This window comes from Sphingobacterium sp. SYP-B4668, from assembly GCF_027627455.1.
Taxonomy (GTDB): domain Bacteria; phylum Bacteroidota; class Bacteroidia; order Sphingobacteriales; family Sphingobacteriaceae; genus Sphingobacterium.
On record NZ_CP115483.1, the window covers coordinates 2844895 to 2868639 of the forward strand.

Consider the following 23745-nt stretch of genomic DNA (forward strand, 5'->3'; position numbering starts at 1 on the left):
ACCCCAATGGCTAATTCAAATTATGGGCATCGGCCCTGTCGAGCAAACGCTACAAAAACCCAAATAAATAGTTGAATATATCACCTTTAAAGACCTTATTTCAAATCTATTTGATAAATTAACCATATTAGTTAACCAAATTAAATACCATTATTCACCTCATCAAAAATGATGCTGTCTACACATGTGGTCAGCTATATAGCCATTTTATTATGCTATGATTACTACATTACACAAACTCCAATCCGAGTTGACCCGTTTGTATGCCGCAGACTCTTCCCGCTTACCCCAGGTGCTACAGCAGGTCGTAGCCCTATGCCAGGCCAACAGGCAAGAAGCTGTCAAAGCGCACAAAAAGTATCGCAACGAGAAGCGTGCCACGACCGCTTTCAGACAATATCACCGTCTATTGATCACCATTTGTGATAGGCTATACCGCCATACGACACACGTGGACCCTATCCATCCCGAAGCCCTATCGGCGTTAGCATCCTTGCTCCAAGAACAGGAACTGTTATTCAAAGAATATATAGACCCAGATGCCAAGCTACCCCTCCACTATCAGGCCCAGTTGTCTGATCAGTTGCAGCAACAGCTTCCCGTTATCTTGACCCAATTGGGAGCGAAAGGCATACCAAGTGCCTATCTCCTCGAAATCAAGGCCGCCATGGATAGTCTTTTTCAGAAAGGTAAGCTCCCCGACCTCCGTTTTTATCATTACGACTACCTCCCCACTTTGGTAAAAGCATTGCAAGAACTCGCCAATGACAGGCGGGCCAAGAAATGGACCGAACGCTTCATCCTGCAATTGATTGCCCACAACTTCAACCATATGGGCTTCTATAATCGCTGGTGCGAACAGGTCGATCAGATCGTGAGCCAAATGGAGCCGTTTGCATCCCAGAAATACCTGCTGAGCTTACGCATCCACCTGCGACGTGACGACCACGCGTTTAAAAGCGCCTACAACCGCGAGCGCGCCTCCTTGCTCAGCTATATGCGCGACTATGTCGAAAATAAGCTCAAGGATATCAAATCCGCCAATTGGGACAAGATCGATGGCGTGATCACCGGACTCAATTCGCAACAGCTCGCCGTCATCTTTCATTACATCTATGACTCCGACATGCTGCTCTATCCTTCCAAACGGATTGCTGCAGCCGCATTTTCCACCCACATCAAGAGCAAGACCGGCAATCATATCTCTATCAAGACCCTGCTCAAGATCGATAAACGTGAGTTTTTGGGCGCAGCCGCCATCATCTACAAGAAATTCCAACACATGGCCATCAAGATCAAAAAAGATTACGACCTGTGAAGCACTTGCTCTAAGTCTTGACCGTCACTTGAGGTTGGCTACCCCATGAGGTGCTTTTTCATCATGATATCCGTCTGCTCATCATTGCCTAATTTAAAGATATGCTTGTCAAAGGCTACAAATCCATTCTTTTCATAAAATCGAATTGCCCGCGGGTTTTTCTCCCAAACGCCCAGCCAGATATCATGCACCTGCAATGATTCGGCTATTTCCACGGCTTTGTCATAGAGCAGTTGGCCCACTCTCTTTCCATGATAAGCGCCTAATACATAGATTCTTTCTATTTCCAATGTGCTGTTATCCTGGAGTTCGGTCTGTGCACTTCCTGTATTCACCTTGAGGTATCCGATTACGTTGTCGTCCAGCAGTGCAAAGTAAAATGCTGACCCCTCCCTGTTCAGCTCTTGAGCAAGCTTTTCTTCGGAGAATCCCTCGGCCAGATAATGGGCCATATCTTGCGCACTGTTGCTTTCTGAAAATGTTTCGAAAAATGTCTCCCTACCAATTTTTTGAAGTGCTGCAATGTCATCTCGGCCCACTTGTTTGATTGCTATTTTTTCCATCACTATTTGATTAATCTAAAGATACTCCTTATCCAACACAGTTATCGCCCTCCATCCTTTAAGATCACCTTTTCATATAGGCCGCTAGCATACGTTCATGTGTATCCTCACTCTTTTCAAGATGATCCTTTATATTCTTCCTGTCGGCCTCATTTTTATTCTGACTCAATTTGGCTTGTCCCTGCAGATCCGCAACCTTAATCTCAAAAGCGACAATACCTTTCATCATACGTGCTTTATACGTATCGGGCAATTGTTGCCATTGGCCGGAATAGGCTTCTTCATACCATCCAATCATTTTTTCCAACGCATGTCGTGTTTCTTGCCCGCTTTCCAAAATTCTCCCCCTTCCATATGCGTGGACCGCGATATAATCCCATGTGGGTACATTTTCGACTTTTCCATACAAACTTGGCGAAATATACGCATGTGGTTCCGAAAAAATAATCAGCGACGTACTTTTCTCTATGGATTTGGCCTGCGCATTAGCGATTGCAAAATGGGAAGTTAAGCACACAGCACCTTCCCGTTCTTCGATTACAAAGGGCAAATGTGTTGCCGCCAAGTTGCCCTCAGCAAACGTAATAATAGGCGCAAAACTAAATTGCTTCATAAAGGAAATCATCTCCTGACGGTCGTTGATTGCAAAATGTTTAGGAATGTACATGCTTTCTAAATTTGAATATAACGCAAAACTAGTTGTATATTGGATTGCATATATACGCCAATCAGAAGAAAATGAATAATCCAATTATCGTTACTGTATTTGAAGGCATCTCTTTACAGCCTGGGACAGGAAGGGCCCTGTACCTTCAACTCGCCGATCAAATTCTAGCGCTACTCACGAGCAATACCTTGGTAGCTGGACAGAAACTACTCAGCACAAGGGATGCGGGGGCGCTTTTGGGCATTAATAGACTTACCGTCCAAAAAGCATATGAGGAGCTCGAGGTTCAAGGATGGCTGGTGAGCGGTGTCGGCAAGGGCACTTTTGTATCTAACCATGTCGCCGATCATCAACCCAAGCAGCTGGGCAGCAGCGCTCCGGTCAACAGGCAAAAGATAGCTGGATTTTCCCTACCCAGCACTCCCTATGCTACTCATGTGCCACTCAGCATCCCCGAACTACATTTTGATGACGGCTATCCCGATCCGCGGCTCTCTCCCTTGAAAGAGCTCTATCGCGCCTATCGCAATCAGCTCAGTAGAAGTGGCCTCTATGATAAATACGGCAGCTATGCCGATCCTACAGGCGCCGACTATTATCTCGAAACCATTTCACATTATTTAAATACCACGCGCGGATTAAAAAGCAAAAAACAAAATATCCTATCCACACGCGGTACATTGATGGGCATTCACTTGGTCATCCATGCATTGGTCAAGCCTGGCGATGTTGTCCTTACAGGTGTGCCCGGTTGGGGAAGAGTAGAAGGTAACATCTTGTACGCCGGTGCCACACATATCCCCATAGGGATAGATGAGCATGGTATACGCGTCGATGAAATCGCTGCTATCTGTCAAACGCAAAAGATACGAATGGTGTATGTCACCCCTCACCACCATTATCCTACGACCGTGTCCCTTCGTATCGACAGGAGGCTCGAACTCTTGCGACTTGCCAATGTACATGGGTTTATTATATTGGAAGACGACTACGATTACGATTTCCATTACAAACAGCGCCCCATTCTGCCTTTAGCCAGCCAAGATGAAAATGGGATGGTCATCTATTGCGGTTCGTTCAGCAAAAGCCTGTCTCCTGCATTCCGGATCGGCTACATCGCCGCCGCCGAAAATGTCATCCGTCATCTTGCCAACATCCGGATATTACACGATCGGCAAGGCGACCACATCATGGACAATGCTATTGCCGATATCATCAACGACGGCACGGTGCAACGTTATCTTCGGCGGACGCTCCCCATATATCAAAGACGACGTGACCTTTTTTGCACATGTTTACAAAGCGAGCTAAGCGGCAACGTCCAATTCGGTATCCCCGAAGGGGGCATGTCTGTCTGGGTACACTTTGCCCCCGATATCGACCTCAGCCAATTGGTGAAACGCGCCTATCAAAAAGGACTCTTACTGTCGGACGGTGACGTCATCCAAGATGCCCCATTTCATGAAAATGGCTTGCGGTTGGGATTTGCCTCGTCGACAGAAGCAGAAATCATCCAAGGAATCTCCATTTTGAAAAGCCTCCTCTCGTCTTCCAAGTGATATTTCGTGGTGGAGCTGTTACGATTTCTTCCCGTAGTACGGTCAGGTCGATTTGATTGGCGTTAGGACCGTGTTTTTGCGATGCCCAAATTAACCGTCCGATAGGATGCACCTGTTTACAAATCGTTAATTATGGGTGAATTTGTTCTTTATTTTCATTTAGAGGGGATAATCCCCCACTATCCCCTTTTTATCTCCACCGTAATCTTCGAAAATCAGCCCCTGTATTCTCCCAAACCCACTTTTACCAAGAATCCGTCCGCAGTTCCTCGCATACACTTTTACCCCCTTCGTCAGCAGCATACCTCCTCTAGCGTCACTAAAGCGTACCTAGCACGCCACAAACTACCCCTAAAATACCTGCATTCTCCCCCTAATTTTGATTATAACCAGTGATGGAGTGACTGACAACATACAGCGAATCCAAGGCTCCAGGCAAGCTTAGGTGAAGGGCGTGTCGGCCAAAAGACCTTTCCGACTATCCATCAGATTCAGCTCTTGGCACCGACCATCAAAAGACGCTGATCCGGATAGCATTCCTTATTCTTTTCTAGGGATTTAAAAAGAAAAGAGCAACATATTAAAACTAGCAGCAATGCGTAGATCACTAAAAAAACATGCAATAGCCTTGGTAGCCTTGGCGATTGCAGCAACCAGTTACGGCTTGATGTCATTTGGCGAAAAGCAAGCCGAAAAACTAAATCTCAAATGGTATGAGGTCCTCCCAAATGGGAACATATCCAGTATGGACGACCCCAATCTTGAAACCGAATGCCCAGCTACCAATACAACAGACTATTGTGCAGTGGCATTTGAAGAAGGTACCACACCACCCTCGCATATTTCCGAGACAGATGAAGGTGGAGGTTCGATACCTACCAATGGAGTCAGGTTCCGAAATCCATAAATTGATTTGGTAATGGGGCCACAGGTGGGCCATGTCGCTCACCTGTGGTCCCTATTTTGTATTATTGACGAGGATTTTGGGCCATCCCATTTATGTCTACGACAATCTCTGGGATAGGTAGTGTCCAGTTTTTACTAGCAGGCGGTAGGTCATATCGATCTTCATCCAGCTGTCTCCAAAGTGTCGTTGCATAGGTCCCCTCCCTATTCAAACGCTTCAGGTCGCCCCACCTCAGCCCTCTGAATACCAGTTCTTTTCTACGTTCCAGCAAAATCCGTTGGAGCAAGTCCGGCCCATTGGCCAGGTTTTCTTTTTGCAGATCCGGGTCCCTTGTGCGCAGCAGCTCAAAGAGCGTCGTCATCGCCTCCGCCTCCTTACCCTGCCGATATTGGCATTCCGCTTTGATAAGGTATACTTCGCTGGTGGTCAGTCCCGCAAACATAGCCGTACCACCCTCATAAGAACCCCTGTAAATAGTGCCTTGGGGAGTCACCCTGTAAAAGTATCCCTTTCGAAGATCTGTATCCTCGTAGCTCTCCACCAATTCACGTGATACATAGAAAGTACCCCTAAAAATAGCGGAAGAAGACATGATATTCCGATAGATGACCTCCACATTGTCGGGCATGAAGGGATAGGCACGACTTCCATCAACCTTGCTGAAATTCATCAGATCATCCTGTAAAGCCAAGCATCGTTCACTGGCATCCAATGCTTTGTCATAGCGGTACATACTCAGGTACACTCTTGCCAGCAAGGACAAGACGGCGGTTTTCCCCGGACGTACACCCTTCTCGGAAAGCGCAGGAAGATATGCTTCTGCTTCGCTCAGGTCGGCTACGATCTGCTCCAATGTCTCGGATAGTGTGGCCCTTGTGCTTTTTATCGAAATATCCGACTGTAGGCGAATAGGTATCCCCAGTTGCGAGGTGGCGATGGCAGGATCGTATTGCTCACAAAACAGCTGGCTTAACTGATAGAAAGCCCATGCACGCTGAAAGAGTGCCGTGCCCTGGATCCTTCGATGTTCTTCCACATCCGCCGCCGTAGTCGGCGATAGCAGCTTTAGCTTCTCCAACACCAAGTTGCTGTAATATATGCGCTGATAGGGCCATGCCCAATCATCGGTCACCCCTTTTATACTGTTGTCTCCATAGATATCAGACTTCCAGATATAGGTATTCTTCTCCCATGTTGCAGCGAGGGAATTCCAAAAATTGCTTGGGATTTCGTAGTCATCCGCGCTCATTTCGCCCATCACCGGGTAGCCGGCCTGCATCACCCTTGTATTGTCCAGTAGCGCCCTTAGATCTTTCCAACTTGTCGGAACGACCAGTTTTTGATCGGGTTTCGCTCCCAGCCAGTCATCTTGACAGGATATACAGCATATGATCGTGCAGATACCGACTATTATAATTCTCATTTTCATCCGTATATGTTATTTTGTTCAACTTTATTTAGTCCAGCCAATGGTTTATTGCAAGCCCATGTTCAGGCCTATCGAATAGATCCTATTGGGGGCCAAGAAGGACATCGGGTAGTCCGGGTCCACTCCCGATCTGCTTTTACGCCAGAGTATGCCCACATTGCTTACACTTCCATTTATCCTTAGGCTTTTGATGGTCTTCGACCTCAATCGCAGATCGTAGCCAACCACCACATCCTGCAAGCGCACATGGTCACCCGGCTCTACCAAGACATCGGCATATCCATATACCAAGTCCCGGTTAAAGTCAATAGGCGTGACCAAAGAAGGCACATCCGTCCATTGTTCGTCTCCCGGTTGCTTCCATCGCTTATCGTAATCGGTATGCCCTTTATTCATATAATGGAAGTTGTAGTAGTCTATGGATTGTCTACGATAGAAATACTTGAATTTATAAACCAGATTAAAACCAAGACGAATTCCTTTGTATGCAACATCTTGGCGTATGGATCCAAATAGTGTGGGTATGCTGCTACCGTGATAGATCAGATCATCGAGCTTGGCTTCCTGTCGAAATTTGGAATAATTCAGACTCGGCTCTCCATCGAGGTATACGATAGGATTTCCTTTACCGTCCAATCCATGCCATGGGTAGCTGAATAGGACATCCAAGGGATATCCGATCAGTGGCTTGGTGAATCTGCCTAGAAAATACCCATCCAGGTTGCCCCTGCCGTCGTCAAAATAGGCCGTGACCGAATTTTTGACCATACTCAACAGGTAGGTCCCCTGCCATGAAAGATTGGGCCTGGTCATTTTTTTGACCTTAAGCTCCATATCCACCCCCGTGGCGTCCATATTGGCATAGTTCTGTTTAAAAGATGCCCCTGCGCTCCCCGAGTAAAAGGCTGTTGGGTCTATGAACGAGAATCCAAAAAGATCCGTACTCCGTTTTTTATAAAAATCAAGGGTGCCCTCCACCCGCCGATCTTTGGAGGAGAAGTCTATCGCCAGGTTCAACACCGCTACTTTCTCCCAGCGCAAAGCCGGATTTCCCGGATTGGTAATCTGTGCCGACAATAGCCCGGATTGGCTGTCCATGGAATATCGAGCCGTAGGAAATGCGCTGACCGATTTATCCAGATTGCCATTATAACCATAGGTAGCCCTCACTTTCAGCTTGGGTATGGCCGCCCATTGGTAAAAATCCTCTTTGTCCATTATCCACGCACCTCCTATCGACCATAGCGGCACGCCGCGTTGGTTAGTATTCACGCCAAATAGGTTTGATGCATCCCACCTGGCGCTCCCGCTCCATATATACCTATCCTTAAAGGTGACCGCCAGATTGGAAAAGTAGGACACATATCTATCCAGCATCTGTGTATCCGACCCTGCATTCGAGGGCAGGAAAGAGGTGCCCGATGGCCGAAGGTTGTAACGAACATTGTAGTTAAGATTTGCCGTCGAGGTAAGTGTCTCCCTATCGTATCCATAGCGCAACAGACTATGTCTTAATGCCTTGAACTGCTTGACCTCCGCACCTGCTATACCGTTGATAGCTATCTCTCCGATGGATCTATCCAGCTTCAACATCGGTCTCAGGCTATGGGTCTCACTCTTGGCGGTGGATACATTTAGGATATCCCCTTCAGGGAATGCGCGGGCAAGATCGAGCTGTGTATATCTATTGACCGTATGGCGTACATAGTAGCTCTCTTTGCTGTCTATTGATTCCTGATCGGCGTATAGCTGACCATATTGGTAATTCAGGTCGAGAGATAGCCCCTTCATGATCTGGTAGCCCAAGGACATCTGCCAGTTGAGGTTCAGTGTGTTATCGATCCTGTGGTTGTTGGCCAACTCATCTAGGGGGCGATAGCTCCAATCCAACAGCCCAAGTGCCTCCTGTTCGCTCTTGTACCTGTCACTATAATCCCTGACGATGGATCCATTGGTCCCGTCCAGTTCTTTGAGTCGTGCATACGGATACAAGCGGTCACTAAGGGATAGAAAATCCACTCCATTATCGTGGCGCTTGCCCAGCGATATCAACAGGCGGGATTGCACCGTAAGGCGATCCAATAACTGTAAGCTGTTATTGAATCCTAGCGTGATCCGTTGATTGCGTGAGCGAATGGCCTGTTTCTGCTGCCCTAGGTACCCGAGGGATAGGTAGTACGTATGCTTTTGTCCGCCACCCTCCATATTGAGGTCGTATTGTCGATCGACGGCCTTTTGATAGAGATACCGGCCCGCATCCCTGCGGATATCCACCTCGCCCCATTTGGACTTGAGCGCCGCCACTTCCTCATCGGTATACTTTCCCTGCTTGTGGTCTTGGAGCACCTGTACAAAAGGGCTGATCGGCTGCTTATTGGCACTGTTGATCCTGGAATCGTACAATCCCGCATCGAAAAGGATCTCTTCCATCTCCATGAAGCTTTGCGAACCCAAGAAGGCTGGAGAATAAAAAAGATCCGGCCGCTGTTGCAGGGCTGTATGATGGGAAAAACCAAGAGTGGCCTTCTCCGACAGCTTCCCCTGCTTGGTCGTGATCACGATTACCCCATTGGCTGCTCGCACTCCCCAGATAGATGCCGCTGCGGCATCCTTCAAGATGGTGACACTCGCGATATCGCTCGGATTGATTGCTTGGATATCGCCCTCAAATGGAAAATTGTCCAAGACGATCAGCGGCTGTGTATTCGCATACATCGTACTCACGCCCCGGATGCGGATGGCCGGTGTTCCATCATTGTCTGTCATGCTGCGACGATCGAAGGCGAGGCTACCTGCTACGCCTTCTAACGAAGCCAATAGATCGGGGTTAAATTTTCGCTCCAATACGTCCTGTCCTATCAAGGTAAACGAACCCGTGGCTCGCTCCTTTGGGATATGTTGGTATCCCGTAGAGATGGTCACCTCGTCCAGCTCCTTGGCTTTGACGAGCAGCTTTGCCGTAAGTATTTTCTCAAATGGGCGGCTGAACAATACTTTTTCAAACCCCACAAGAGATATTTCTATGGACAGCAGCGTATCCGACATCGGTAGTGTAAACGTTCCGTTGGGCTCCGTAGCACCACGCGCATATCCATTCATACGTATTACGGCTCCTTCCAGCATCTTATCATTGGAGCTATCCATCACCCTGATCGTGATGGGGACTTGCGCCAACGATAGCGACCGAACGCACAGCAGTGCCATTATTATCAAGATACTAGTTTTCATACTGCCTCCTTCCGTCGGTCAATACGAGTACGGGCATCTCTCTCGTCGTTTCGCGCAGGTGTAGGCCATAGGACGATAGCGACTTATTGAAGCTCGCGACATCGTCCAACCCTTGGGAAAGCGCGACCGTGAGATCCCGCTGCCCTTCTACCCCATCCACTACATAATATCCTTTGGCCTTGCATTGATAGCGCAAGGCCCGCACCAATGCTGGCATTCCATCATATCGGTAATGGTTGCTATCCACCGTGTGAATCGTGGGCAATTTGCCAATATCCGGGGTTCGCTCCAACAGTAAGCATCTCACTGGACGCTGCGAAATATAAGCCTCAAGACCATAACGGTCACGAAAGAAAGCCGTGACATCCTGTTCCATCATGTCCAGCGCACCTTTTTTGGACAGCCCGTCTATCTTTTCGACTACATACGTATACTGTAACGAATCGGCCTGCGCCGAAAGAAGAGAATCCCGTCCAAAGTCACCCGTCCGAAGGAGCACAAAATCGACCTTGGCCTTCAATGTCGGATCGTCGATCTCAATGGCCGTACGGAGTTCCATTTCGCCAAAAGGGATGTGGTTGCTAAAGGCCAGTTGGAATAGGCTGACGATTGGAAAGTTGATGGCGGCAAATCTATTACCTTCTTTTTTGATTGCGCTCGATTCATCTTTTAACCTATGGTACAGCGCACTATACATTTCGGGACGGATATATCCATCCTGCGACCGCCTTTCCAGCAGAGCATCGAGCGTCTGCCGCCCTCCTGCTTCATAGGTCATCGTTTTCACCTGTTGGCCCGCCATCACCTTACTGATATTCGCTGCTGTAGCATATTCGGCACTCGCTTTGGTCAGCAACTTGCCGTTCTTGATCCATATCTGATGGGGCACTACCTTATGGGGAAAGTATTGTTGTATCTTTCGTTCTTCGATCACCGAGGGAAGGGACAATTGCTGTATCGTTTGGAATCTTTGCCATTTTGCTTCCGTCTCGTTGGTGATGGGTAGCACGATCAGTTCCTCTTCAAATTGCGACTGTAAGCTGCTCAGTTTCTTCAAAGATGCAATGCATGGTACACACCATGTCGCCCAGAAGTCCAGTACGATCAGTTTTTTGTGGCGGTAGTCGTTGAGCGTGACCACTTCCTTACCCATTGGGTGATTCACCACCTGCAAGGGCATGTGCCACAGCGCTTCCGGAATGGTATCCCCGATCTGCAATGGGCCGATAGCCATAGACCCATTCGCTGCCCGTTGGTTGCCGGGCAGCTCCTGAGCCGAAACATTGAACATAGAAACTATCGTAAACAGCTGTGCCAATACCATCAGCCACCTGCTATAAGCCATTAGCTTTTTCATCTTCACCACAAAGAGCAAACCTGCCACCATCATCCTTAATGTAAAACTTGCATTGTTACTAGACAAATCATTAGTTTCTTGCTGATTAACCGATAACACAAGTTTCTTACAACATGCGACCAGTAATTTGCAGTATGCTATTCGGCATCTGCTTTGTGCGATCAGTACTTTGCAATAGATGATCAAGATTTTGCGATAGGCACTCAGCAGCAAGCTGTAGACCTTGGGCATTCTTCGTTTGAGCGTAGGCAATAGACCGCCTACCATAGCGTTTATACCATTCTCGGTCCTCCGAAGCCGATAAGCGACATGCCACTGACCATTCCTGATAAGCCTTTTCTCACCACTCGACAACTTGCCTCTACCAATCAAGTTAGCGTCCCGATTACATGTGCCAGCCTTTAATAACCTTGGGCGATATCGCGTTAAGAAACTGTGAGGAAAGCCCTTGAAAGTAGATTTTTGATGCGTATATTCGCCGTCACTATCCTTCAATCTACCTTGCGCTATTTGCCCTAAATTACAACCTCTTTGATTTAAGCCATTTAGAGCCTTTTTAAGCGATGATAAAACCACACATAGTTAGTGTACAACAACCTCAATATAGTGTCGCAAATCGCTTGTGAATGCGTTATTTTCAAAGACATTATCCTATCTCCCTTTACGGGATTATTTTTACCGTCCTTGCGAGAAAGTACGACCAAGCAATCTTTGACCTTGGCATCCGCAACGGCAGCTTCTCTATCGTCCGGCACCCAAGATAGCGCAGTATTACCCTGGATTCCCATCTTATCCACGATCCACTTACCAGCAGCTCGTAGATGTCCAGTACCTCTTTGGTAGCTCTTTAGTACCTTCTTGGTGAATCTCCAGTACCTCTGCAGTACCTTTTCGGTACCTTTCCCGTGAACTAACCGTACACCCTTGGTGTATCCTTGGTGAACTATCGGTAGGCTTACCCTATCCTCATCGGAGGGTTGTTGTAGGGTCAAACCAGTGCATAGATAGTCTATAGCTAGGCTTATCCTATAGTCATTGCAGGCTTGAGGTAGGCTTATCCTATAGTCATCGCAGGCTTGAGCAAGGCTCATCCTATAGTCATTGCAGGCTTGAGCAAGGCTCATCCTATAGTCATTGCAGGCTTGAGCAAGGCTCATCCCTATTTTTCCTATCTTTTTCGGACATTCTTCGGAAGCTGTTCGCCCCCGCTTCGGAGCTTTACTACCTTCTGACCACCTTATTACTACCTTATCCTCACCTTTATTGTGGTGAAGAGGTAATGATTGGGTGATGCAGAGGTTAAGCTGAGGTGGTGGAGCACCGAATAATGGACGAACAAAGGGCGAAGTTGGCAGGAAAGCAAATTCTCCCTTTTCGCTATTGTTTGCTCGGGATTTCGTTACTGTTCCTTTGGTATTTGTTTGGTGTTTCATTGCTGTGGAAGCAAGGGAACACCCATGAAAAAGCAAGGATTTACCAATGGATTGGCCTTTCAAGCACGAACTAGCTTGCCGGATGACCCTAACAAAGGGTGAATCACCGGACGCTTGACTGATAAGGAGCATAAGTCGAAAAAAAGAAGTGATTCTGCCAAAAATCGTGATTTTCCGACATGCAGTTGTTCGAGGGTTGTTCGGGAGCTCTTCGACTCCGCTTCGGGACTTGTTCGAGACTGCTTCGAGGCTTGTTCGAGTCGGCTTCGGTGACGCTTCGAGGTTTGTTCGGTGGCGCTTCGGGAATGAGTTACAGCCAAGCCGAAGGAATGCCGAAGCTATCCAAACCTTGTCCCGACCATGTCTGGGAGAGCTGTCGAAGACTCTTCGCAGGATTGCGGAAGAAAGGGTGTCTGCTATTGTGTGGATATTCCGTTGAAAGTGGGCGGTTATCTGTTTATGCCAATGGCGGACCGTGTCCGACATTAGCGAAATATGTGGTGGTAGTAATCGGAACCCTTTGCCCTTGGTTATGGACAAAGCAATCCCGATGGAGCAGATTTGCTTCATAATATTTGGTTTAATGGCGGTGATTTTGCTGGATAGCATTTCCTCCCTACCATTATCAATAATTGGTTAATTAAAAAACCAAACCTCCCTTTTAAGAAAATACACAAAATAGTATGTAATGCTCTTGCTTTAGTGGAAAATTCGATATACCTTTAAAATGCAAACTATAAAGTGTGTCAAGAATCGACTGAAAGGAAGCTAAGAGCTATTCAAAAATACGGGAGGTTGGCATACAGGAAAACTTAAAGGATAGATAGACCAACATATAAGTACTTCGAACGTGGTTCGCTGTCACAAGATATGGATTGCGTCTGGGGAGCTGTTCTCTGCAAAAGAGACAAGCTACCTTCCTTTTGTTTTGCCCGTAATGAGGAAGGGGTACTTTATTCTGGCGGCACGATTACGTTCTTTACGAGTAATGAAAGGGAAAACCAATAACCGCGATCATAGATCGAGGCTAAGGGGTTCTGATGGATGGTTAAATTGTTCGTTCTCATAATTTATAGTTTATATGGAACGATGTAAATTGAAGAGCAAAAAAACCTTGTAAAAAACAAGGGGTGATCCGCACTTTAGAACTGAAGGTGACTAACCTTTTTGCCCTCCTTCCGAAGAAATCAGACTCATCCTCTAAAGCTTACGCGGAATCACCCACATGCTTCTTTGTATAAAAGAACTACAAATGTAGTAAACTTTTTGAGCATGGGGCGACTTCACGGTTCTCTCGAGGAATTTAGTCGTTTTCAGTTCGAGATACATCGTTCATCGAGGCAAATTGCCAAGATTTTCAAATCGCTATAACAAAGGTAATTAATAAAATATATAAGTCAAAATAAATTCAACTATTTTAATGGAAACAGGAGAAAAGTACGTTAAAGAGTACGGGAACCAAGTACAACGGTATCTAGACACATTCGAAATTGTTGAAGAAGACTTAGCTAAACTTACGGGCACTACTTCAAACAACATTAAAAATATAATCAATGGTGAAGTAGGCTTAAATATTAAAAAAATGATAAATATAGCGAGCGTATTTGGCATTCCTTATTATCATTTTGCTAACCCCAAAGCGCCAATTCCTTCACTTAATAAACTTCCTAAACCGACGCAAGAAAAAATAGCAGAACGCCAAAGAAAAGGTGTCATGGTAAGGGACGGTGAAAATAAATTTTCAAGTAAACTTGACAGTCTCATTTTAGGAGGACATTTCAATACACCGACAACATCAAAATTAACTTTGGCGGTCATGGGAGAAGAATTTAAAGATAAGAATCCATCAGAAGTTACCAGTCTCTTAAATCGTCCTCCCCGCGACGAGGATATCAAATCCATCGGAAAGCTCGGCAAACAACATATTTATATCCACGTAGACCACGCTGAAGAGTTTGAAAAGCTATCAAAAGAGGCGTTGATTGAATTAATCAAGGATAAAGAAGCTAACCTTAATTTAGCTAAGGAGAAAAAGTAAAAGAATATATGTCAAAGCAAGAATAGTAGCTTTAAACAAGCTTCTACTCATGTAAAAGGCTTTCGCTATGTAATCTACTAAATGATGAAAAACAGCTTTCAGAGCAAAGCATATTAATAGATTACAAAAGCAATAAAACAACTGTGTCTATTTCAAATTAAATCACACGTTTTTGAAGTTCTTTCAGACCTAAGTTTGAATAAATAATGAGTAAAATAAAGTAATATTAAATAATGCATTTAAGAGAAATTGTTAAAATAGCAAAGCAGGCATTGCCAAGTTTAATTTTTAAAAGTGATTATATATCAGGTGCAGGGGAAATTCAATACAAGATTAGTAATCTAACTGAATTAAGAAAAGGTTTATTAATAATTGAGGAAATTCCACTTTTTAAAGCCACAGTTGAAAATGTAAGAAATAGCACCTCTCTATTTAAGAACTATTCTGATTTTGAGACATTCAATGCGATAGACAATCACCTTATTGAAAAGTCTGTAAGCTATCTAAGAACAGCTTCAGAAGCATACATTCATCTTTATTCTTCATTTTCTATATCATCAGAAGACGAAATAAAAATTCGTCTTCCAGATTTCGAAAGCTTCGATGAATTATCTAAAATCTCCAATGACTTAAAGAAGGCTCTATCTATACCTATTTCGGACAGTAACACTAACGGCTCTATTAAAATTCAATCTGCAGAACCAGGTTCAGTTTGGCTAATTGTACTAGCTGGAACGGTGGGGGCTGTCAAGTTAGTGGGAGCAATATGTTGGTCAGCAGCCGTAATTAGAAAGAAACAATTAGAAAATAAATTGATAGAGGCAAATTTAAAAACTCTAGATTTAAAAAACGATGCTTTAGAGAGTGTAGTCAATGCACAAAAAACGCAATTACAAAATGTACTGAATGCAGAAGCTGAGGCAATAGCAAACAATTATTATGACCTCAAAGACCCAGAAACAATTAATAGATTAAAACTATCAATATCAACCACCTCTGAATTAATAGATAAAGGCGCTAAATTTATTCCAGAATCTAAATCAGAAGATGTAATAGCAAAATTTCCCGATTTCTCTAACCTAAACATGATAGAATCGTCTATTAGACAACTGAAAGAGGGAGCATAATCATAACACAGCTTAAAAATGAGTTTAAATCAATTAAGTGAAACACAAATTTGTGGTTTCAGTTTAGATAAGGATACCATAAATTTCCTGAAACATAAAAATATAGATGTTTTTAACGGTAGTCTTGGGCAAATTACTAATTTAGAATACCGCATGTATAGCAGTACTGTACAATGCCTTCCTAATTTAAAATACCCAAGCAATTTCCATGAATATGAAATTGCAATATTAGATTTGATTAACACTGAGACTGTCGATTACAATTTTTCAGACCATCAAAGAAAGGTAATTGATTCCACGTCTGATCTTCATATAGTTTGTCATCATCCTCAAAACATTTTTGATCCTCGTGCATTTTCGTTAATGATGCTAGAAGCTAAACTTAAAAACAACTTAAGTAACGGTTTTTTAATTATATGTTTCTGTGGAGAGCCTAAAAACACCACTTATCACTTTAATGATCTGCCGAAAGCACAATATGATTTATACAGTTTTATAGATAGTATCCCCGAGGTTAAGAAACAGACAGGGAGGAGAGTTCAAATTTCCACTTCCGATAGAGTTATGCACAGATTTCTTTCTAAATATAATGATACAATTACCTATCATGCTACATTTAGAGCTCCAAAAACATATGTTAAAGATCAATACACACTTGACCCCTCTTACGTACCACTTGTACATACTAATAATGGAGAGTTAGTAAGCTATTACCATCTTCAAGATAATTCTGGAGTATTTTTTTTTCCTGATATAGAGAATAAAGGGGCTTTTTTAGAAGAGTTTATTACACAAATAGCCCCAACCTATCTTCCTAACTTATTTCCAGGAATTGTAAAAAAAAACTGGTTGAATGAAAGTAGATACTCTTTGCCTAATCAAGAAAAGTTACTAAAAGAAAGGGAACTACTTAAGGAAAAGTTTGAAAAAGCTCTTGATGACAAGGATGATGAGATCGTTAGTAATCAATCGAAATACACCTTCTTACAAGACCTCATTACTGAAACTGATGATAAATTAGTTCACGCTTTAGTAGTCTTTTTAAAATGGTTAGGTTTCTCTAATGTCATGGATGCCGATACCATAGAAGGACGTAAACTAAAAGAAGAAGATGTATTAATTGAAAATGAGAATGGGATAATTCTAATAGAAACTAAAGGTATAGGCGGAACGTCTAAAGATGACGAATGTTCCCAAGTCGGCAAAATAAAAGCAAGACGTCAATCACAAAGAAAAAAATTTGATGTTATGGCACACTACATTGTTAATCATCAAAGACACCTTCCTGCTGAAAAAAGACAAAATCCACCTTTTACTCCGCACCAAATAAGCGATGCAGAATACGATTCCAGAGGTCTGATTACAACATGGCAACTCTTTAATCTATACTTTGCCATTGAAGACGGGATAATTTCCAAAGAAGAAGCGAGACTTGAATTTGAAAAAACAGGATACATTGACTTTATCCCAGATTCTTGGATCCAACTTAATAAACCTAAAGAATACTATAAAGAAAACACAGTTGTTGTAATCGAATTACAGGAGAATACGACAATTAAAAAAGGGGATTATCTAGTCATTTTGAAGAACGGAAAATTCGAACAGTATAAGATTATCTCTATACAATTGAATGGTAGCAATGTGGAAGAAGTTACTTCGGGAGAAATAGGTTTAAAGCTAGATGGTCCATTACCTAAAAATGTTGATCTCTATTTAAAATCAAAGTAATACGAAAAGAACATTTTGCCATGAAAGTGATTTCACAAGTTTCAGACGTAGATCAGTACTATAATAATTTAGCTGATATAATTATTGAGCGCAACACTGGTCATGAATTAGTCTTCATTGACACAAATATTCTCATTTGGACACTTCGCCTGGATCAAGATTCATTTCTTGAATTAACTAAATGGTTCAACTCATTAATCTCGTGTAATTCCTTAGTAATTCCCATCTGGGTGATTCAAGAATATAATAGCCTAATAAGTACAAACTCAGAATTAGTTTTTTCTCCCTATAAAAAGCGTTTGAAAGAATTAGAAAACAACCTTAAATTCTTAACTGATACAGCGAGATTGGTGATTGATAATCAAACTTCAAAGAAAAATGGTTACGTAAACAAAAAAGATTTCATTGACCAAATGATAACTGAGGTCAACTCATTAGGTTCAAAAATAAAAATCCTTACAGAAAAAAGTAACTTCAAGCTTGAGGATAGACAAAAGTATGTAGAAAGACTCATTAACAAAGGTAAAAGTGACACAAAATTAGACGAATTAATGGCTAATATATCCGATTTCGAATTTCGATTTAGAAATCTTATCCCTCCAGGATTTGAGGATAGTAATAAAACTTCCAACAAGTATGGCGATGTTCTAATATGGAGGGACATCTTATTAACTTCAAAAAGGCGAAGTCCAACTAAAGCACTGTTCCTCTCTTTAGATCTAAAAAAGGATTGGGTATTTAATCCGAATAAAATAATAATAGATGATAAAGAACAGCATAACAATGGTAGTAAGAAATTTTTCGAACTTCACCCCTGGTTGAGTAAAGAATACTTCGATTACACTTCGGGGCAAATCTACATATCTGACATCAAAACACTTACTGAAATACTTTACTCTACAAAATTTAATTTCTCAAACTTCTCGAACTATAAAAATCTCGCAAAGAGTATCGATCTACGGCTAAACAAAGATGAAACAGAAAAAACAATAGAATGGTTGGTCGTTAATGGGCATCAACTTCATTTTCTAGAGTCAACAATTTGTAAATGGGAAATAGATCCTGGGGAAGTAGACCTTAATGAGCTTAAAAAATGGTGTATTAGTAATATCAAATCATCAATAGACTGGGATTATGTTAATTGGAATGAAGTTTTTATACAACTGTTTATCTAAAAATGGAATACTATCAATAAACTACAAATTACAGCTTTTATTGAGCATTTATAAAATTGAAAGAATCCTCTTATTAATATCGACTATAAATAAATCAGACCATAGGTTTAATTTATTGAAAACTACAGTATCAACTAATGAACGAAAATAATACTATTAGACTACGTATTAATTATAGCACCGATGCAAGTGCATTTACTGAAGGTGAATTGATCCATAAGATTGAATTTGATAGAGTTCGTAAATGGATTGAAAACGACATAGAATCAGCCAAGAATCCTCCTGTGAGCACAGGACGCATAGATCGTAATAGACGGCACGATACAATTACTATATTAGGAACTAGAGGCAGTGGAAAAACCAGTTTTATATTAAGTATACTTACCTGGTTTGATAAAAACAATACAGATGTCGAAGTTCTGGAAATTATCGATCCAACTCTGATTGAAGAAAAAGGGCATATATTTTTAGACGTTCTTTCAGTAATAAAAAATAGAGTTGAAAACGTTATCGACCAGAGAGAGATTGGACATTCAACTAAAATTCAATCGGTTTACGAAGAATGGCGGGACTCAATGGAAAAACTCGCTCATGGTCTACCCCATGTTGATGGAATAGGTGGTACCCTAACTGATACTACATGGCAAGATCCTGAATACATTATGCAACGAGGATTACGCTCAGTGACTGCTGCACGCGATTTAGAGAAAAACTTCACTGAGTTTATTAGATTAGCACTTACTATATTAGACAAAAAAGCATTTATAATTGCGTTTGATGATATTGATATTGATTTCAAGAAAGGGTGGCCTGTCCTAGAATTACTACGTAAGTATTTTGTTTCAAAACAAATAATTACCATTCTTAGTGGCGATATGCGGCTTTATTCTCTTGCTGTAAGGAAAAGTCAATGGAATAATTTTGGAGAGGTTCTCGTTAGAGAGGAAGGAAGAAATACTGCACGTTTAGATCACCTACGAGAATTGATAACAGAAACAGAAAGTCAATATCTCCAAAAAGTAATGAAACCTATTCGTAGAACACATTTGACAAACCTTCACGAGAAAATTCGCGTTCGTCCGGAGATAAATATTGAGATTGTTGATGAATATGGCAGAGGATCAGAAATAAAGAGTCTATACGATGAGATTCTTAAAGGGTACGGCATCTATAATAGCTATCAAGCAGAAATGTTTAAGGTCTTTCTTCTTACATCACCTTTAAGGTTACAAATTCGTTTTTTTGAATCCAACTTAGATAGGAAAAATAAAGAAATTCTGAATATCTTAGATCCATTTATTAGTGATCTCTACGAAATGCGCATTGATATTGAACGTATCACTGGTTCTTCTCAACAGCTAAATATCACTCTATTGGAATTACTTTTACGTGAGAAAATTCTTTCCGAAACAAATCAATTGCAACCTACAACCTCAAAACTCGCGCTAAATAGCACATTAACAGCACTATCTTTCCTATTTAGTAAAACAACAGAACATGACCCTGCCTTAATATTTGATTATTTTGTCCGGATTGGTTACCTAAGAAATCTCCTAAGTAGCATTGGCTATCAACGAGAAGAAGGTATAGGTGAAGATATTGGTACCGTCCCATCAATTGAAGGGTTGTGCAAACATTCTGGTATTCTTCAAGATCGAGTCATTAAGGATAATATTGGTATGGTTACATCATACATGACAGCTGTACGCGCACTACAAGGAAACAAAGATCGACCATGGGCTGGTATGATTCCACTTCGGGGATTAGCAGGGCTATCAAGAAAAGGTTTATCTCAACGGGAAAATCGGATTGATTATGTAGCAGAACATACTAATCCACTCAAAAAAGCATTGATTTATTTACCTCTTACTATCAGTCAACATTCATTGCAACAAGGAGGGACTGTGATATATTCCTTTCATGTACTGCTAGCCACTATTGCTGAGTTTATACGTAAAGTACAGCACAATGACATTTTTAGAGGTATCTCTGAATTATCTCAACTAAGAAGTTATCCAATGCCAGATTTCCGCCAGTCCGATGGTCAATCCAACGAAGGAGACGAATCAATTATTGAAATAGGCGAAGAAGCATCTAATACTTCAGAATATGGCATCTTAGAAGAACACCTTCACAACTGGATTGAAGTTTTCCCTCAAATCCCCATCCCCCCGCATCTTTTAGGTAAAATCTCAACCCGCTTCTTCTTTGCTGCGGATGTAATACAGAATGGACAAAGAAATGAAAAACTAGGTCCAGTAATGCACGCTCTTACTGCAGCTTTTTTAAATGCCGTTCTAATAGAGGATGTACGAGAACACATACCAAGACCCGATATAAATCTGAATAACACAAGGATGTCTGATGATATTCTAATTCAGAATTTACGTAAACTAGATCATATAAGTATGGAACATCTAAGGTTTTCTAAATGGATTTTTAGTTGCCCTATTTTGCTCTCTTACCTTAACCCAGACTCACAACTGATAAACTTAATAAACGAATATAATAACAACTACTATTCATTTAAATACTCTCATTTTTCTGTATACAATGAACTTTCAACTATATCACCCAAGTATCATTTAAAAAAACCTAGAAATTATGATACGATTATTAGTCAACTACAATCTTTAGAATCTCCTTTTACTAACTTCGAGTTAGAATTTAGTGAGGACGAATCGTACTTAAGGCATGTCTTAAGAGAGTTTCAATACAAATACCCTACTGAAAAAATGACCTACGAAAAGATGTCTAAAGTTTTAGAATACTACTTTTCTCAAGATATAGACTAGTGAACAAACAAACTATAATTAGACATGTACTTGGCGATAATGAATCACTATCACAGTACGCTACCGGAGATGTAGTAACACTAGTAGATATCAAGCGCAGACTGTTCGCATTAGAACGAGGTGAAAATACGCACATTCCTGATCATCACTATAGGTTATTAGTAGAGAAATCTTTTAAAGATTTAAAAAATCTTGCTGACGTTTTAACAATTGGTCTTTCTGAACTTTCTGAAAACATACTTGATAGCGACAATGGAAGATTATTCGTTATACCAAATGCTCAACATCATTGGCAAGATCTGATTACAGAAATTACGCCATTGTTACTGCAATCTACATTTATTTGGAAACAAAATAGAGTTAAGTGGAACAATCCGGTTGATGTTCAATCCTTTTACGATCAGTGTATACTATTAAATTTTAGGCATACGGCATTGCCTTCTCCTGATATAGGCCCTTTGCAAGATTTTTGTGTAAAAAACAAAGGATTTCACGATTTGCATATGCACTTAAATGGAGCTACTGAAGTAGATGTTATTTGGCAAGATTATCTACAATTTCCAGACAAAATTTATAATGAACTTACCGAAGGCTGGAAGAGCGAAAAAGTAAGGGAACTACTTGAACAAGAAACATCACTTTTTATACCATTGAAATTTCGAAACTTACTGACTGGAGCACGTCGAATAAGACACCTACTTTATAAAATTATAGTAATAAAAAATCCAGATTCGGTACACGGTTCTCTAAAAAACGTCCTAAGAAATTTAACTGACAATTCTTCCTCAATTCCAGGTGATAATTCCAATAACCCTTTCTTAAATTTAATTATACAGGAAAAGAATGAAATAAGTCCTATAGCTGTTGAAGCTTTAATGTATGTCCGAGTTATGGATTACATATCAGATAATCCGAATAATGGAGTTTCGGAATTATTTCATTTCTATTTGCTTATTCTCGGGTTATGTAACCGCCTACTCGTTCAACAACGACATCAAAATGGGTTTGAACAATTTCAAAAAATAACCTTAAGTGGCTTAAGAGAATATACTGAACGTAAGTACGAAGATAGATTTCACCAGATAAGGGGAAATAAGTTAGGACACCTCTCTCTATTAGAGGGGCGATTTTCTCCCAAAGATACTGAAGAGAAGCTTTCCACAATGTTAAATTCAGTTGTGAATGCTTGGGATATCATGGTTTCTTCGGATAGAAAAAAAGGCATTAAAAGCCCTGATTTCAAACTAGTTGCTCACTTCATAAAAAAATCAGAGGGGAAAAACCCAGATAATAACATCCGCCATAAAAAACTCCGCATTGATTTAATGAATCGTGCTATAGTATTATCCCTTTTAACCAGAAAATATAAAAAATACAAAAAATTAGTAACTGGCATAGATGCTGCTTCTAGTGAATTTGACGCACCACCAGAGGTGTTTGCGCCTTCATTTAGACTTTTAAGGCGTTCATTTAATCATTTTACTTATCATGCAGGTGAGGACTTCCACCACATAACCAGTGGAATTAGAGCCATTTACGAGGCTATAATATTTACTGACATGCATTCTGGTGACCGAATAGGTCACGCAGTTGCCATAGGTCTATCACCTAGTCAATGGATTAAATCGATGGGTAAACAACTCCTGATAACGAAAGGGGAATGGTTAGATAATTTAATTTTTGTGTATCACTTAATTAAAAAAGACACAGAAATAACTTCGAGACCATTTCACAAGAAAATAGTTCCTGCTATACTAAAACTTGCACAAGAAATTTATCAAGAAAATTATTCTTTAGATAATCTCGAACAATCTTGGTTATATAGAAAGTATGAACCAATGTTGGTGTTTGCAAAAGATCGAGAACAAGCGCAGTATAGGACTGTATTTGACGAAGAGCAGTGGCAGGAAATTAAGCATTTAAAAATTCCAGATAAAACGAAAGAGATTCTTAGAAAATATCATAGTTCTAAAAACAGACCCTATTATGAGGAAATTATAACTATCAATAGCAACGAAATTTTCACAAATGCTGATTTACTTATATTTCAGCGTAAAGTTCTAAAATTCATGCAGGCTAGAAATATAGCTATTGAAGCCCTTCCTACATCAAACATTCGTATTGGTCACTATCAAAACTTTAAAGCTTACCACCTATGGAACTGGTTGAAATGGCATGCGATCGATAAAGAACATATACCTCCAATTGTCATAGGCACAGATGACACAGGTATTTTTGCTACAAATATTTTCAACGAGTATGCTAATATTTTTCACCATTTAACCGGCGCAGGTAAAAAGTCTGTATCTTCAGCACTGGATACAATAAAAATGCTTGAAGACAACAGTAAAAAGTTCTTCTTTAAATAGGAATTATATTTTCTTATCTAAATTACCCTACTATTGAGGGGCTAAAGGTTAT

16 protein-coding genes are annotated in these 23745 nt (G+C 41.5%); 10 read left to right on the forward strand and 6 right to left on the reverse strand.

Features of this window, described 5'->3' with window-relative positions:
• The first annotated feature begins 217 nt into the window (after positions 1 to 217).
• Entirely contained in the window at positions 218 to 1318 is a 1101-nt protein-coding gene (locus OQ289_RS11855) for a hypothetical protein (RefSeq protein WP_270087068.1), read from the forward strand.
• 38 nt (positions 1319 to 1356) lie between these two features.
• On the opposite strand, the gene OQ289_RS11860 is transcribed toward OQ289_RS11855, so the two are convergent.
• Entirely contained in the window at positions 1357 to 1881 is a 525-nt protein-coding gene (locus tag OQ289_RS11860; RefSeq protein WP_270087069.1) for a GNAT family N-acetyltransferase, read from the reverse strand.
• Positions 1882 to 1945: 64 nt separating this feature from the next.
• Positions 1946 to 2548: an FMN-binding negative transcriptional regulator gene (locus OQ289_RS11865; protein ID WP_270087070.1), complete on the reverse strand. Its 603-nt coding sequence runs from the start codon at positions 2546 to 2548 to the stop codon at positions 1946 to 1948.
• A 71-nt stretch (positions 2549 to 2619) separates the two neighbouring features.
• Here OQ289_RS11865 and OQ289_RS11870 point away from each other — a divergent pair, with 71 nt between their 5' ends.
• Both OQ289_RS11870 and OQ289_RS11875 read left to right on the forward strand, forming a co-directional pair.
• The gene (locus OQ289_RS11870) at positions 2620 to 4107 is read left to right on the forward strand and encodes an aminotransferase-like domain-containing protein (RefSeq protein ID WP_270087071.1); all 1488 of its coding nucleotides are present in this window, start codon (positions 2620 to 2622) and stop codon (positions 4105 to 4107) included.
• Positions 4108 to 4702: 595 nt separating this feature from the next.
• Positions 4703 to 5014: a hypothetical protein gene (locus tag OQ289_RS11875; protein ID WP_270087072.1), complete on the forward strand. Its 312-nt coding sequence runs from the start codon at positions 4703 to 4705 to the stop codon at positions 5012 to 5014.
• Between the two features lie 61 nt (positions 5015 to 5075).
• On the opposite strand, the gene OQ289_RS11880 is transcribed toward OQ289_RS11875, so the two are convergent.
• Genes OQ289_RS11880 through OQ289_RS11895 form a run of 4 tightly spaced genes read right to left on the reverse strand, consistent with a single transcriptional unit; the run spans position 5076 to position 12461 of the window.
• A complete protein-coding gene (locus OQ289_RS11880) occupies positions 5076 to 6443 on the reverse strand; it encodes a RagB/SusD family nutrient uptake outer membrane protein (protein WP_270087073.1) in 1368 nt (455 codons plus the stop codon).
• A gap of 45 nt (positions 6444 to 6488) precedes the next feature.
• Positions 6489 to 9671, reverse strand: a complete 3183-nt coding sequence (locus tag OQ289_RS11885; RefSeq protein WP_270087074.1) for a SusC/RagA family TonB-linked outer membrane protein — start codon at positions 9669 to 9671, stop codon at positions 6489 to 6491.
• A complete protein-coding gene (locus tag OQ289_RS11890; protein WP_270087075.1) occupies positions 9661 to 11604 on the reverse strand; it encodes a TlpA family protein disulfide reductase in 1944 nt (647 codons plus the stop codon). The genes OQ289_RS11885 and OQ289_RS11890 overlap by 11 nt, the downstream gene beginning before the upstream one ends.
• Entirely contained in the window at positions 11574 to 12461 is an 888-nt protein-coding gene (locus OQ289_RS11895) for a hypothetical protein (protein WP_270087076.1), read from the reverse strand. Before OQ289_RS11895 ends, OQ289_RS11890 begins: the two co-directional genes overlap by 31 nt.
• 179 nt (positions 12462 to 12640) lie before the next feature.
• Between OQ289_RS11895 and OQ289_RS11900 the strand changes: the two genes are divergently transcribed.
• The 7 genes from OQ289_RS11900 (at position 12641) to OQ289_RS11930 (ending at position 23693) form a co-directional block, all read left to right on the forward strand.
• Positions 12641 to 13033 (forward strand): hypothetical protein, encoded by a 393-nt coding sequence (locus OQ289_RS11900; RefSeq protein ID WP_270087077.1) that lies wholly within the window; start codon positions 12641 to 12643, stop codon positions 13031 to 13033.
• A gap of 848 nt (positions 13034 to 13881) precedes the next feature.
• A complete protein-coding gene (locus OQ289_RS11905; RefSeq protein WP_270087078.1) occupies positions 13882 to 14499 on the forward strand; it encodes a helix-turn-helix domain-containing protein in 618 nt (205 codons plus the stop codon).
• Between the two features lie 233 nt (positions 14500 to 14732).
• Positions 14733 to 15626, forward strand: coding sequence for a hypothetical protein (locus OQ289_RS11910; protein WP_270087079.1), 894 nt, complete (start codon positions 14733 to 14735; stop codon positions 15624 to 15626).
• An 18-nt stretch (positions 15627 to 15644) separates the two neighbouring features.
• Positions 15645 to 17354, forward strand: a complete 1710-nt coding sequence (locus OQ289_RS11915) for a hypothetical protein (protein WP_270087080.1) — start codon at positions 15645 to 15647, stop codon at positions 17352 to 17354.
• A 20-nt stretch (positions 17355 to 17374) separates the two neighbouring features.
• A complete protein-coding gene (locus OQ289_RS11920) occupies positions 17375 to 18529 on the forward strand; it encodes a PIN-like domain-containing protein (RefSeq protein WP_270087081.1) in 1155 nt (384 codons plus the stop codon).
• A gap of 137 nt (positions 18530 to 18666) precedes the next feature.
• On the forward strand, positions 18667 to 21324 hold the full coding sequence (locus tag OQ289_RS11925) for a hypothetical protein (protein WP_270087082.1): 2658 nt from the start codon (positions 18667 to 18669) through the stop codon (positions 21322 to 21324).
• A complete protein-coding gene (locus OQ289_RS11930; RefSeq protein ID WP_270087083.1) occupies positions 21324 to 23693 on the forward strand; it encodes a hypothetical protein in 2370 nt (789 codons plus the stop codon). The genes OQ289_RS11925 and OQ289_RS11930 overlap by 1 nt, the downstream gene beginning before the upstream one ends.
• Positions 23694 to 23745 lie beyond the last annotated feature (52 nt).

Coding starts and splice junctions, on each gene's coding strand:
- OQ289_RS11875 (WP_270087072.1), top strand. CDS start 4,703: ATGCGTAGATCACTAAAAAAACATGCAATAGCCTTGGTAGCCTTGGCG.
- OQ289_RS11885 (WP_270087074.1), bottom strand. CDS start 9,671: ATGAAAACTAGTATCTTGATAATAATGGCACTGCTGTGCGTTCGGTCG.
- OQ289_RS11865 (WP_270087070.1), bottom strand. CDS start 2,548: ATGTACATTCCTAAACATTTTGCAATCAACGACCGTCAGGAGATGATT.
- OQ289_RS11910 (WP_270087079.1), top strand. CDS start 14,733: ATGCATTTAAGAGAAATTGTTAAAATAGCAAAGCAGGCATTGCCAAGT.
- OQ289_RS11905 (WP_270087078.1), top strand. CDS start 13,882: ATGGAAACAGGAGAAAAGTACGTTAAAGAGTACGGGAACCAAGTACAA.
- OQ289_RS11895 (WP_270087076.1), bottom strand. CDS start 12,461: ATGAAACACCAAACAAATACCAAAGGAACAGTAACGAAATCCCGAGCA.
- OQ289_RS11925 (WP_270087082.1), top strand. CDS start 18,667: ATGAACGAAAATAATACTATTAGACTACGTATTAATTATAGCACCGAT.
- OQ289_RS11920 (WP_270087081.1), top strand. CDS start 17,375: ATGAAAGTGATTTCACAAGTTTCAGACGTAGATCAGTACTATAATAAT.
- OQ289_RS11900 (WP_270087077.1), top strand. CDS start 12,641: ATGCAGTTGTTCGAGGGTTGTTCGGGAGCTCTTCGACTCCGCTTCGGG.
- OQ289_RS11915 (WP_270087080.1), top strand. CDS start 15,645: ATGAGTTTAAATCAATTAAGTGAAACACAAATTTGTGGTTTCAGTTTA.
- OQ289_RS11880 (WP_270087073.1), bottom strand. CDS start 6,443: ATGAAAATGAGAATTATAATAGTCGGTATCTGCACGATCATATGCTGT.
- OQ289_RS11860 (WP_270087069.1), bottom strand. CDS start 1,881: ATGGAAAAAATAGCAATCAAACAAGTGGGCCGAGATGACATTGCAGCA.
- OQ289_RS11870 (WP_270087071.1), top strand. CDS start 2,620: ATGAATAATCCAATTATCGTTACTGTATTTGAAGGCATCTCTTTACAG.
- OQ289_RS11855 (WP_270087068.1), top strand. CDS start 218: ATGATTACTACATTACACAAACTCCAATCCGAGTTGACCCGTTTGTAT.